The sequence below is a fragment of the Peribacillus deserti genome (assembly GCF_016909175.1).
In the GTDB taxonomy this organism is placed as follows: domain Bacteria; phylum Bacillota; class Bacilli; order Bacillales; family DSM-1321; genus Paraperibacillus; species Paraperibacillus deserti.
Window position 1 is genome coordinate 141,923 of sequence record NZ_JAFBFI010000004.1, and the last position, 12,911, is coordinate 154,833.

A 12,911-nucleotide genomic window follows, 5' to 3' on the forward strand; every position below is an offset into this window, starting at 1 on the left:
TCTTGTTATGATTAGGTTTCGTCATTTCCTGCGTCTAATAGCACTGGAATTTCAACGATTGTTCCATATTTAAGCGTATCAATATCATTCCAGCTCTTCATGATTTCCTCGCCGCTGCGGCTATTATAAAATTGCACGGCGAGAGAAAATAGAGTATCACCCGGCTGGACTTTATAACTGTAAACTCGATATTTTTTTCCGTCTTTTACTTCATTTTTATACAACCCTTCCTCAGCCTGTCCAGCTGATTCTTTGGAGGCTGCAGTTTCCTCATCACCCCGTTCAGCTTGTTCAGCTGGATATAAAGGATCCGTTCTATTCCCAGCTGGTGGTGTATCAAGTTTTGGCAGCTCTTCTGCTAAGTCCTTAAGGTCAGGATAATAAAAAGCTGATACAGTTAAATTGTACTGAAGCTTTTCAAAGTTCTCTTCGCCCTCCTGTGGACCGGTAAACGTTACATTCTCGATCCGAGTCAAACGCTGGAGCTTTTCTATTTCTTGAACAAAAGCTGATAGTTCCTCGTATGTGTCTGATTCGACATGGATTTCTATTGTCAGCTTTTCAACTCCTTCAGGAAGCGGAGCATTTATTGCAGTGCCGCTTTTACTCGCTTCACTAGTTTGAACCCTCTCTTTCTGCCCTCCAGGCAGAACTGTTTCACTGTCAGCCGCAGCTAACTCTTTAACAGCTTCATCACCGAAAGACATACTATTTATTAAGCTGCCGGATGCTACCTCCGCTTTTTCCAGATCTAAAATAAATTGTTCAGCAAGTTCCTCAACTGGAAGTTTGAGCTGCAGGGATGCCGCCTGGTTGCCATCAACCCTCGGTTTCACGGTTTTCTTATTTTCTATATTTTCGAGAAGCTTTTCTTCCTCGGTAAGAGACCGTTCCAGCAGTCCTATAGCGTTTTGCACAGGGGTAATCTTAAACCAGTATAAGAATCCAACTGCCAGCATCAGAACGAATACGATTACCCCTAATAGAGCAGACCATTTTTTCGGAGAAGTAATCATGAAGGATTCTCCTCCTTATGGGCTTTTATAAGATTATCCCTATTAATTGTTATTACATATTGTGCGATATATCTTGGAATCGACGTACTTTCTATTTCGTCACCGTCTTCTTCTATTTCTCTAGTATCGATTCTATTGATTGCAGCTTTTGAAATGATCTCTGAACTTTTTAACCGTTTTAAGAAAAAAGCCGATTCCCTGCTTGAATCAAACTGGACCGATAATTCTATCGAGCTCTCGCCCTGCATCTGAAAAGAAAGGATATAACCCCTCTCAGGCAGCAGGGCGGTCAGGTCTTTCATTAACGCTGAAACAGGAAATGGGTAATCCTCTGCCCATTGAATGGCTTCAGTTAACTTTTCCACAGACGAGCCATCCTCCTGGCTGACAGTTTGCTGTTCCAGCTTGCCCCGAACACTCTGAGTATTATGCAGCTGCTCCTTGAGCTGATCTCTTTCCAGAATCTGTGCGCTGTATACATACCAGGTCAGAACAGCAAGCACAATTAAAACAGCAAATATACTAGAAAGTAATATTAATTGAAGTGGATTTCTTTTTTCTTTTTTCGGTAAAAGATTTATGTCAACAAGCATCTGATCCACCTACCTCAATGCGAGCCCAATGCACTCAGCATATACAGGCGGAATATTGGTTTTCTTTTTAGTTTGAAACAGCGGCTTCAGCAATGACTCAAACTGGAGATCAACGGTGCTGACAATTTTTTCTTGAAAAGAGGTCATATGGGGATGGTCTCCTGCAATTAATAGTTTGGTAACCTCATGACTTCCCTGTGTAAAATTAAACTTATAATAGGTCATGAACCTTTCTATTTCTACCAGAACCTCGGCAGACAGAGTATCGAATTGATCTCCTTTGCCATTCCATGTAAAAAATTCCTGGCCTCTTCTATTTCGTATAATTTCATACTGACTGCCATCAAAGGGCAGTTTAAACTGACTGAGCAAAAGCGGCTTTCTCTGATGGAATACAGACAGCAGCATATTATCCAGACCAATTTGGATCATGAGTAAATGTTCTTCCTCTTTTGATACATTCAAATGATAATACAGCCGGTACAAGGAAAGCATAGATAAATCCGCTATCTCAGGCTTTAATGAAACACTTTCGAACATTTCCGTATATTCATTTAAAATCGATTCTTTTGAAGCGATCAGCAAAACTTCCCTTTGTGTTCCTTTTATTCCTAAGTCAACTGCTTCTATAACTGGGTCTTCAAACGGCAGATGTATGGTTTCCCCCAGCTCCATATAGAGATAACCGACTATTTCTTCCTCATTTATTTCAATAGGAACGGAAACCAGCCTTAAAATGATATAAGAATCAGGCACACTAAAAGAAAGCTTTTTTCCTTTCAGCTTATTTTCCATAATTAACTCTTCCATCATCATTTGCAGAATTTCCGGCTCCTTGATTAAGCCTTCTACAATAATTCCCTCGGGAAGACATTTTTGGCCGTACCCTATGAAACTATTATTTTTACCGGATTCGACAAAGCGAATAAAACGGTCATTAATCGTAAAATGAACTCTGTTTATTCCGTTTTTAAAGATATTCATCCGCCCGTACTCTCCTTTATTTCAGCAAAAGATTCATATAAATCGAAAGAAGGTCCCAGCCATAAAAATAAGCTGTCAGGGAACCAGCGACTATAAATGGTCCAAATGGAATTGGCTGCCGCTTCTTAACCCTTCCTATGATGATACCCGCTATCCCCGCTAGAGCACCAAACAGAGTTGATAGAAAAAAGGCGAGCAGTGTAAGCTTCAACCCAAGAACGATCCCAATTAAAAAAAATAATTTGATATCTCCTCCACCCATTCCTCCCTTGCTTACAATGGCAATAAGGAGAAGCAGGCTAAAACCAAACACCGCACCCCAGATACTATCCCACCATGGGGTGAGTGGAACCAGCATTCGTTCAATGGCTAAAATGGGAAGGAAAAACAGCAGCACCTTGTCAGGAATCACCATGTATGTAATATCAGATACCAAAATGATAACCAATAAAGAAACAAAGGTTAATGCTACGAATAACTCATAATTAAATCCCCACTTATAAAAACAATAGGCAAATAAAGCCCCCGTTGTAAGTTCTATTAAGGGATACTTATAGTGTATGGTACTGCCGCAACGTCTGCATTTTCCTCTTTGCAACAGGTAGGAAACTACCGGTATTAGTTCATGGGGTCCGAGTGTTTTTGTGCAAAACGGACACTGGGAACGCGGTTTTACTATGGACTTTTTTAGTGGAATTCTAAGGCCGGCTACGTTGTAGAAGGAACCTAGGACTGAACCAATTGTAAAGAAGTAGACAATAAGAAAGAACATAAGGTACCTGCTTTACGTTTTCTTGTTTTTCAACAATTATACAAAAAATTTGTGCAATAGGAAGATATAAATAAAACTCGCCAGGGGCGAGCTTTACCATGTGAAACCTTATTCAAAATCGGGAGAAGCTTTCTCATTAATATAAGGAGTATTTCCAGTCGCCGGCATCAATGTTAAAGTATACACTTTTTTTCCAGTAGTAATATCATTTTTAACACTTACTTTACTTTTTGTTGCATTATATGTTGTACCTTCTTTTTTAGGATCTTTTGGTGCATCTTCTAAGTAACCTTGTGTTATTAACTCTTGAATTGTTACTATTCCATCTGTAATTATCGCATCGTTAGTCGATAAAGCTAAACGAGTTGCATCCACTATTTGTCTTGCATTGGCTAACTGAGCATCTTCTTTACTTTTATCGATGATTTTGCCAATACTTGGCACCGCAATAGCCGCAATAATCCCCAAAATTACAATAACAGCTAACAACTCTACTAATGTTAACCCCTTTTGATTCTTTAAAAAAGCCTTCATCTTTTTAATCATGTTCTTTTCTCCTTATTTTTCATTTTCTATAGAAAGCTGGAAACAGAAGTTTAGTAGTTTGATATGTATAATATCGGCTTTTTCACCCCATTTTTAATAATTACATATAAAAAGCCAACTTTTATATGAATTTTTAAAGATGAAAAATTGCATATAAAAATTGGCGGGTTGCACTACTCACTCCAAATCATTCAAGTGCCCATTTATAAATGATTTATCATCGTTTCCAATTTTACTATTAAATTACAAAAATGTTATTAATTTATTATAATAGCAAAACTGCTGTAAAAGAAAGCAGAAGTTTGTCTGTTTGTAATATTTTTTTATTGAATCTGCTGAAAGATGCTGAACATTGGAACGGCGATAGCTGCCACTATTCCTCCAACCATAAAGGCGAGCAGAACAATCATGATCGGTTCAATCAGAGATTTAATCTGCTCCGTAGCATTTTCTACCTCAGCTTCGTAAAAGCTTGCGATCTTTTCCAGCATCACATCGATGGTACCCGACTTCTCCCCTATCGAAATCATGGATGTTACCATGGGTGGAAAAGCCCAGTGACTTTCCATTGGCCTGGAAATAGACTGACCTTTTTCAATAGAGAATTTTGCTTCATTCAGCACTCTGGCATGGACTTCGTTTCCTATAATGCGCTCCACAATCGTGAGGGATTGAAGGATGGGGACTGAGCTGGAAAATAAGGAAGCCAGCGTACGTGCCATTCTGGCAATGGCCGCTTTTTGAAGCAGCTTGCCGAACAAAGGAATTCGAAGCAGCACAAAGTCTAAATAGTATTTGGAGTCTCTATTTTTTCGAATAAAATAAACTCCAATATAAAGGACTAATGCCAGCAGCAAGAACACCCACCAAAACTGCTTAAAGAAATCGGCGAGATGGATGACAATTCTCGTAACCAGCGGCAGTTTTCCTCCAAAAGATGAAAACATATCTGCAAAGGCAGGAACCACTGTTGAAAGTAGAAAAATGACGATAGCAATTGAGATGACACCCACGAATGCAGGATACATCAAAGCAGATTTTATTTTTTGTCTGGTCGCGTTTTGTTTTTCGTAGTAATCGGCCATTCTTTCTAATATTTCATCTAGATTTCCGCCAGCTTCACCGGCTCTCATCATATTAATATACAGGGGTGGGAAAATCCTTCTGTGTTCTTCAGCTGCTTCTGTATATGGCTTTCCCTCACGGAGACTTTCACCGATGTCCCCTAGAACCTTCTTAAGAAGTTTGCTTGAGGTTTGATGGGCAAGAATCGAGTTGGCTTCCACTATTGAAATACCGGCCTTTAAAAGAGTAGAAAACTGCCTGATATAAATCACTAGATCCTGATATTTGATCTTTTTTGCAATGCCAATCTGTATTTCTTTATATAAGATGCCTTTTAGTTCTTCAATCGAGATAACGGCTATTCCTGACTCGCGGACCTTTCCCACCGCTTCTTTTTTATTCAGTGCAGTGACTCTGCCTGCCCTCTGTTTGCCGGTACGGTCCCTGCCCTGGTAGCGAAAAACAGGCATTAATGTACACCTTCCTGTAGATAAGGGGCAATGGCCTGCTCATCGACTTTGCTCTGGTCAGCCAGATCCCTGATGGACATTTCAAGGGTCTGCATGCCTGCTGCCTTGCTTGTCTGCATCACGTTATGAATCTGATGAATCTTTTCATTGCGGATCAAGTTGCGAATAGCCGAATTATTCACCATTATTTCTACGGCTGCCACCCTGCCATTTCGGTCTGGAGCAGGAAACAGACGCTGAGATATAATAGCTGAAAGAACAGATGCAAGCTGAATACGGACTTGCGGCTGCTGGTTCGGCGGAAACACATCAATAATACGGTCGATCGTTGAGGGCGAATTTGTCGTATGCAGGGTCCCCAATACTAAGTGGCCGGTTTCTGCTGCGGTAATGGCGGTAGAGATGGTTTCAAGATCCCGCATTTCCCCGACTAGAATAACATCAGGATCCTGCCTCAAACATGCACGCAGGCCATTGGCAAAATTGTTCGTATCAAAGCCAACCTCCCGCTGGTCTATTATGCTTGTCCCATGTTTATGTAAATATTCAATCGGGTCTTCAAGCGTGATAATATGGTTTTTCATCTCTTTGTTCATATAGCCAATCATAGAAGCGAGAGTCGTTGATTTTCCGCTCCCAGTAGGACCGGTCACCAATACCAGGCCCTGCGGTTTTTTCGTAATCTCTTTTAGTACCTCAGGCAGCCCAAGCTCCTCAATTGTTGGTATTTTAGTAGGGACAACACGGATGGCAAGACTGATGCAGGAGCGCTGATGATAGGCATTCACACGGAATCTGGATATACCCGGGATTCCATAAGAGAAATCCAGCTCCCCCTTTTCTTTAAAAGTCTCCCAAAGGGTTTCGGGAATGATGGCCCTCGCCATTCCCTCCGTATCAGAGGGACGCAGACTTTCCTTTCCATACTGCTTTAATTCACCATGAAGTCTCATCACTGGCGGTACTCCTACAGTCAGATGAATGTCGGAAGTTCCCAGTTCGTATGCAGCCGTTAGAATATAATCCAGTCTTTCTTTCATGTCAGTCTCCTCCTATTCATTTAAGGCAACACGGAGAACTTCCTCTACAGTTGTCACTCCAGCTTTTGCTTTTAAAAGCCCATCGTCCATTAAGAAAATCATTCCGGAACGCATGGCATAATCCCTTATTTCCGATAAAGGCTTATGATTCATCATCATCCTTCGAATTTCATCATCCACATCTAATACTTCATGTATGGCGGCACGGCCTTTATATCCAGTGTTCTGGCAGCTCACACATCCTTTTCCTTTATAAAGGGTTCCAGCCTGAATTCCCCGGTTTTCGAATAAGTCACGTTCCATTTGGGATGGTTCATATGGAACAGCGCATTCACGGCAGATTTTTCGGATGAGACGCTGGGCAACCACTCCGGTTAAGGAAGAAACGACAAGATATGGCTCTACCTCCATTTCAAGAAGGCGTGGGATTGTTGTTAACGCACTATTGGTGTGCAGCGTGCTAAAGACTAAATGTCCTGTAAGTGATGCACGTACCGCAATTTCTGCCGTTTCGCTGTCCCGGATTTCGCCGATCATGACAATATTGGGATCCTGCCGCAGAATAGAGCGAAGTCCTTGTGCAAAAGTTAACCCCACTGCCGGGTTTACCTGTACCTGGTTAATGCCTGCAATCTGATATTCAACTGGGTCTTCCACCGTAATGATATTTACTTTTTCCGTATGCAGATGATTTAGAGCCGCATACAGTGTAGAGGTCTTTCCTGAACCAGTCGGCCCGGTCATCAATATCAGCCCCGAAGGCCTCTCGATCATATTTATGAATTTTTGTAGATTGATTTTATTAAAACCAAGCTGCGGCAGTTTAATCAGTGCACTGGATAGGTCTAGTATCCTAATCACTACCTTTTCTCCGAACACCGTAGGCAGCATGGATATCCGCAGGTCCACTTTCGTGTAATTTATATCAAGTGTAAGCCTCCCGTCCTGCGGAAGCCTTGTTTCGGTAATATTTAAATCTGCCATAATTTTGATCCTGGCAATTAACAAGTTATATATATTCTTCGAAATCTTTCTTTCCGTCCTGAGAACTCCGTCAACGCGGTAACGAACAAGTATCGAGGTGTCCTGGGGATCCAGATGGATATCACTTGCCTTAAGCTGAACCCCCGTTGCAAGAATCTGATTAACCAGCCTTACAGCTGGAGCTTCATCCCCTTCACTTCCGTCATCACCACTGTTCTCATTGATATTTTCGAATGTCTCATTCATATTGTAATATCTATGAATTGCGCTCAGAATATCATCTTTTGTAGCGATGACCGGAGAAATTTGAAAACCAGTCGAAAGTCTCAGGTCGTCCAGCGCAAGATAATCCATTGGATCATTCATGGCAACGACAAGCTGGCTGTTATCCTTCTTAATAGGAATCAATACCTGTCTAAGGGCAAATTCTTTAGAGACAAGGCTTAATAGATTTGTATCAACTGGGTATCTGTATAGATTGATATGGGGAATGCCTAATTGCATTTCTAATACTTCCAGCAATTGAGTTTCGCTGATGAGACCTCGATCAAGAAGTGCATCCCCCAGCTTTTGGCCGTTTTTTTTTGATTGGAGTGTGTACTGAAGATTCTCTTCTGACAACAGGCCGGCCTCTACAAGAATATCTCCTAATCTTTTTCTTTGAGTTGGCATTTCTCTCACACCTAATTAGTAAAATAGTAAAAATATGTATGAATTGGTTACTATTCTATTTTATACTAAAAATAAGGTAAAAAAATAGATGTTTCTGTTGGAGTTTGTAGAATCATATCAGGAGGCCGATTCATGAACAGGTTTTCCTCGCAAGAAGGAAACGCATTGATAAATGTACTCATTATATTTACTCTGCTGACTGCAGGTGCAGCCTTGCTGTATCCGCTTATCATTCAAAATGCAGACGACCAGACACGTTCCTATCACCAGCTGCAGACTGTGAAACTAGCTACAACCACGATGCAGGCTTACTTTGATGATAAAGATTCAATTATAGAAAACTTATATACGGAGTCTTCTCCCCAGAAGATAAAACTTGCTGACGAAAGTATAGTAGATTTATATTCTTATGCAAGCGACTCAAACGGAGTAGTGCCAAGAGATAAGTTGCCTGAAACAAAAGCATATGATTTTAACGTAGCCGCATATTATGGAGATACCGATTCAGACAGGGAAAAGGATAGCGGAGAGAAATATTTCTATGAAAAAAAACTGTCTACAAAGAGTGAGCAAAAACAGGATCAAAAGACGGTAAAGCCTGAATTATCTTTTTACTGGGACACCGGCAGCATTAACGCATGCAAGAATTTTGAAAACATAAGACTGTATTTAATCATAAAAATGCAGGACAGGGATTCTAAAATAAGAATTTACCAAAAGACAAAAAGCACTCTTTTAACTATTAACCCGGTAAAGGTCGATGACACTACCTATAAAGTAAATGTATTACAAGGACTGCTGTATGGTAATCTCCAGAGCTTCGATCTGAATTTTTTGGTAACTGCCGAAGGGCCTTATAAAAGCGAAAGTGAACCAAGTCTTATAGATGCGAACAATATTTACCGGGCATTAGGATACTGGAGTCATGATAAAAATAGCAATGGAGGCTTCGCAGAATATCTTGACAGCGGCATTAAAATTTTCCTTACAGACAGTTTAAAGAAACCATTAGAAAGCGAAGGGGAAATAGAAGTTTTTCCTTGTACTCAATTCGTTTCCGACAAGCCAGAAATCATAGTCCAAGCAAAAAATGGCATTCAATTAGATCAATTTGCGAGCCTCACTGCAGAACAAAATGGTCAGGGGCGTGTTAAGTTACTTTCCAGCAGCGGAAATATTATTCTTAAAAGTGGTTCATTGATTGAAGGAGATGCAAATTCCAATAAGAGTATTGTACTAGAAGCTGAACAGGGGACTATTTTTTTGGAGCCTAATTCAAATGTATTAGGTGCAAAAGAAATTTTCTTCAATGGTAAAAGCATTATAGTTGAACATGCGAATTTCGAAACAAAGCATGGTAAAGCCAATATTGATTTGTATTCTAAGAATCGTGTATATGTTAATGGGCTGAATTTATCGTATGAAGAAAAGAGTAATGGTAAGAGCAGCAAAAAAGTATTGAACGCAGAAACGACACTTCCGAATTTTGATACCTTTTGCGGCAAGTTTGATGAAGGCGCAATTGACGGAAGATCTGTATTCTCTAACTCATGTCCAAAACCACTACTGGTAAATTAGTAAAAAGCGGTGATATCACCGCTTTATTTTTTGTCTAACATTTCAAAAGCATATTCTAATGGGTTCTGGTTCCGAAATTCAATTTTTATTTTGTAGCTCCGGCCTTTTAGATTATTCTGGTCCGGCATTGGTGTTTCACCATTAAACAGCGCAAAAGAAATTACCTCGCCAGCTAATGCCTCCCCTGTTCCCGCTGTAAATTCGTCGAGGCTTTCACAAGCGCTTTTATCTAAGTAAAGCAAATTATCAGCAGAATGGTAGCTCAGGGCTTTACATTCCCCATCCAGTGATCGCCATTCTACTGATTCCCCGCTGTTATAATTCATTTCCACCGGGTCTGCCAGCTGGTCCTGTAATACCATTTCCACATACCGGATATCCGACTTCTTAAAATAATGGTTTTTGGTATCGGTCAGGAAGGTTTGGACCTGTGACGAGTAGGAACCGATAATCCCAATAAAAATAAGAAATATAGCAAGTGCCGCTAAAAGCTCTATCAAGCTCATTCCACGCGGGTTATCAAGATATTTCCTCATGGCTTCCACCGGACTGTAACCACTAATTTTCTTGGAACTATATTGTCACCATCTGATAATAGTGTGATTGCAGCTACACTTACATATTCGGATTTGCTTCCGGACGGCGGCGGTACATCTTGTTCAGGCGAAGTTTCATTTATAAGAATACTCATTCCATTAGAACCGGTTTTATTCTCATTCTGTGAGCCTGCAGCCGGCGTGTTCTCAGCGGCAGATATCGAAGCTAATGTCTCTTGCAAAGTTTCATTAGCAAGCTGAATGGCTCCATCCTTTCTCGATTCCCTGTCTTTAGACAGCGCGGTAAAACCGACTAGCTGATAAAAAATAACAAAAATGATTCCTAATAAGACAATAGAGGCAAGAACTTCAATTAAGGTGAATCCATTTGGATGCTCCGAAACGTTTCTTGGTTCCAACTTTATCATTCACCTTCTTCTGTTTCTTGTGATAAATTTTTATCAGATTGACCTTCTTCTTCAGCGGTGCTTGAATCTAAAGAGTTCTCATCATGGGTACTTTCCAGCTCTTCTGGCAGGGAATTTTCCGACGCATCCTCGTTTATTCCACTGTCTGTCACATTTTCAGGGATCGATGGCCTTTTATTTTTGACCATGATTTTATTTACAGGGAGATAGAAATCCTGAGACATCAGCTTAGATTCAAGTTTTTTTCCATTAGAATCCAGGACATCCCTATATATAAAGATCCTGTACCCTGGCTTTCCGGGATTAATGACTTGCTCATTGATTACTCCTGTTTTGAACTGGATGATTTGTTTAGGTTCAAACGATTGATAGCTGCCGCTTCTAGCTTTATAAGTCCATGCAGAATCATCTTTTCCAAAAACCTCAACTATCAGCTTTCTTCCGTTCTGTGTTTGCAGTTTAATTTTGTAAGGATAAATAGATTCATTGGCAAGGACTAAATCACTTTCATCCCTCTTTATTTTAGCTTCATATCCTGGCTTGATTCCGTCGGGCAATACCGTGCTGGTATGCCTCTCCTTGACTTCGAGGCCTGAAGATAGAACAGCTTCATAGATAGCTGATGCAATCAGGCTGCTCTCATCATCAGCAAGTACATGATCGTTATCAGACATGACTAATTCTAGAAATGAAAAAGATTTGCCTGGCTGAATGGTTAGGATATGGTTATTGGAAATCCATTCATCAACAGACCTCCCGCTTTTCAGACTCAGCTCAGACCGGGAGAGAAAACTTTCTTTCCCCTGATGATTCTTTACCAGCATATCTTCCAGATATATGATTTGGTTTGATTGTGCTAATGTGCCAGCCCAATTTTCGATTTCGGTTTTTAGCCTTTTAATATCAATCTGGCTGACAAGTTCTTCCTCGCCTATGTCTTGCAGCATTTCTATTAATCTTGTTTGATTAACATCTGTATAGAGTTTATTTTCAATACCCTGATCTGCCGTGGCTACTGATTCGCTTATGAGAAAATGGATATCTCCCATCGGGAACTCCACTTCTTGATCGAATAAAGTTAATGTCAGGCTTGAATTTCCCTGCCACTGAATCATTTTTTCCTTTATTTTGGCAGCCGCTTCTTTATTGGATTGTTTGGATACATCAATCCCGGCAATGCTGGTATTCTGTTTAAATCCATTTGTTTCTAGAAAAACATTTTCATAGGCATACGTACCGGCCTTAGATAAGAAAGTGACCATAATCGCTGAAATCAGCAAAAGGAGGAAGACTCTATAAAAATTATGTGATAACCCCATGCTCTTCCCCCTCTGTTAACGTTTAACAGCTTTCTTCTTTAGATACAATTCTTCAAGATCGTCACTGTCATTTTTATTATTTTCCCGAGGTTTTGGGTCTTCTTCGTCATGAGCCGGCTGTTCTAAAGGCTCAATTAAGTCATCCCAATTTCTCTGGACATTTAAAGTCGGCGGCAGGCTGCCTGGTTTAGTTATTTCTGTTTGCTTCAGCCTCTGCATTCTGGTCCTTATCAATTTCTCAGCTTCATCAAGTTCTGTTTCAGATGCCGATTCTTCTATGTAAACCGGCATGCTTTCAGCCGCTGACTGCACAGCATGAGAATGTTTGGTGTCCTTATCTGTTAAAGTCTTCTCTATATTATCCTGCTTGTCTTGGGTATCTTTGAGATCAGCCGGATCGGCGGCAAAATGGCTCTGGTCTAAGGAAGCATCCTCCCATACTGATGCTTCTGAAGGTTCATTATCTTTTTGAATCATTCCATAATGATCTGTCTCCGGGGGATTTGTGTAATACTCGCCATTAGTGTCAAAATTTAGTGCAATTTCTTCAAGCTGGCGTTTATCGAACATGGGTGTAATCAACTGTGCAGCCCCTGAATCCCCATACTGTTCATCATCCAAAAAAATGTTATTTTTTTTATGTGCCAATATTGCAAATAATGTTGATAGCAGGACTTCAAGTAAAAATATTTCCCACCAGGAAAGCTTAACCGTCATTGACAAACCAGCCAATGCAATGAACGTGCTCATCGTTATGATCATAACTTTTCCTTTTCGTGAAAGGCTGAGCGGCATCAATAAAAAAGCAAGGCAGAAAATAACAACAGCCAAAATTGTCGAAAAAACAGTTACCATGGACGATACCTCACTCTAGTTAGACAAATTCTACTAAAAACATCATATAACAA

At 40.4% G+C, this 12,911-nt stretch carries 13 protein-coding genes and 1 riboswitch; of the genes, 1 reads left to right on the top strand and 12 read right to left on the bottom strand.

The window, feature by feature from the left end:
* Nucleotides 1-11 precede the first annotated feature (11 nt).
* The 8 genes from JOC77_RS06360 to JOC77_RS06395 form a co-directional block, all read right to left on the bottom strand.
* Nucleotides 12-1,016 (bottom strand): LysM peptidoglycan-binding domain-containing protein, encoded by a 1,005-nt coding sequence (locus tag JOC77_RS06360; protein WP_204540408.1) that lies wholly within the window; start codon nt 1,014-1,016, stop codon nt 12-14.
* Nucleotides 1,013-1,609 carry a PilN domain-containing protein gene (locus tag JOC77_RS06365; RefSeq protein ID WP_204540411.1) on the bottom strand — a complete coding sequence of 199 codons (597 nt, stop codon included), beginning with the start codon at nt 1,607-1,609 and terminating at the stop codon, nt 1,013-1,015. The genes JOC77_RS06360 and JOC77_RS06365 overlap by 4 nt, the downstream gene beginning before the upstream one ends.
* Before the next feature lie 9 nt (nt 1,610-1,618).
* Nucleotides 1,619-2,593 carry a type IV pilus biogenesis protein PilM gene (gene pilM / locus JOC77_RS06370; RefSeq protein WP_204540413.1) on the bottom strand — a complete coding sequence of 325 codons (975 nt, stop codon included), beginning with the start codon at nt 2,591-2,593 and terminating at the stop codon, nt 1,619-1,621.
* A gap of 16 nt (nt 2,594-2,609) precedes the next feature.
* Nucleotides 2,610-3,365: a prepilin peptidase gene (locus tag JOC77_RS06375; protein WP_204540417.1), complete on the bottom strand. Its 756-nt coding sequence runs from the start codon at nt 3,363-3,365 to the stop codon at nt 2,610-2,612.
* A 108-nt stretch (nt 3,366-3,473) separates the two neighbouring features.
* Nucleotides 3,474-3,911, bottom strand: coding sequence for a type II secretion system protein (locus tag JOC77_RS06380; RefSeq protein WP_204540419.1), 438 nt, complete (start codon nt 3,909-3,911; stop codon nt 3,474-3,476).
* 153 nt (nt 3,912-4,064) lie between these two features.
* Nucleotides 4,065-4,148: riboswitch (cyclic di-GMP riboswitch) on the bottom strand.
* 86 nt (nt 4,149-4,234) lie between these two features.
* The gene (locus JOC77_RS06385; RefSeq protein ID WP_204540421.1) at nt 4,235-5,446 is read right to left on the bottom strand and encodes a type II secretion system F family protein; all 1,212 of its coding nucleotides are present in this window, start codon (nt 5,444-5,446) and stop codon (nt 4,235-4,237) included.
* Nucleotides 5,446-6,486 carry a type IV pilus twitching motility protein PilT gene (locus tag JOC77_RS06390; protein WP_204540424.1) on the bottom strand — a complete coding sequence of 347 codons (1,041 nt, stop codon included), beginning with the start codon at nt 6,484-6,486 and terminating at the stop codon, nt 5,446-5,448. Before JOC77_RS06390 ends, JOC77_RS06385 begins: the two co-directional genes overlap by 1 nt.
* Before the next feature lie 12 nt (nt 6,487-6,498).
* Complete coding sequence (locus tag JOC77_RS06395) at nt 6,499-8,142, bottom strand: GspE/PulE family protein (protein ID WP_204540426.1); 1,644 nt, start codon at nt 8,140-8,142, stop codon at nt 6,499-6,501.
* 132 nt (nt 8,143-8,274) lie between these two features.
* On the opposite strand from JOC77_RS06395, the gene JOC77_RS06400 reads away from it, so the two are divergent.
* Entirely contained in the window at nt 8,275-9,720 is a 1,446-nt protein-coding gene (locus JOC77_RS06400; RefSeq protein ID WP_204540429.1) for a hypothetical protein, read from the top strand.
* 23 nt (nt 9,721-9,743) lie between these two features.
* Here the strand turns inward: JOC77_RS06400 and JOC77_RS06405 are convergent, their stop codons facing one another.
* Genes JOC77_RS06405 through JOC77_RS06420 form a run of 4 tightly spaced genes read right to left on the bottom strand, consistent with a single transcriptional unit; the run spans nt 9,744 to nt 12,858 of the window.
* Nucleotides 9,744-10,256, bottom strand: a complete 513-nt coding sequence (locus JOC77_RS06405) for a prepilin-type N-terminal cleavage/methylation domain-containing protein (protein WP_204540431.1) — start codon at nt 10,254-10,256, stop codon at nt 9,744-9,746.
* Complete coding sequence (locus tag JOC77_RS06410; RefSeq protein ID WP_204540434.1) at nt 10,253-10,684, bottom strand: type IV pilus modification PilV family protein; 432 nt, start codon at nt 10,682-10,684, stop codon at nt 10,253-10,255. Before JOC77_RS06410 ends, JOC77_RS06405 begins: the two co-directional genes overlap by 4 nt.
* Complete coding sequence (locus JOC77_RS06415) at nt 10,681-12,003, bottom strand: VanW family protein (RefSeq protein ID WP_204540436.1); 1,323 nt, start codon at nt 12,001-12,003, stop codon at nt 10,681-10,683. Before JOC77_RS06415 ends, JOC77_RS06410 begins: the two co-directional genes overlap by 4 nt.
* Nucleotides 12,004-12,018: 15 nt before the next feature.
* Complete coding sequence (locus JOC77_RS06420; RefSeq protein WP_204540438.1) at nt 12,019-12,858, bottom strand: hypothetical protein; 840 nt, start codon at nt 12,856-12,858, stop codon at nt 12,019-12,021.
* Nucleotides 12,859-12,911: the final 53 nt, after the last annotated feature.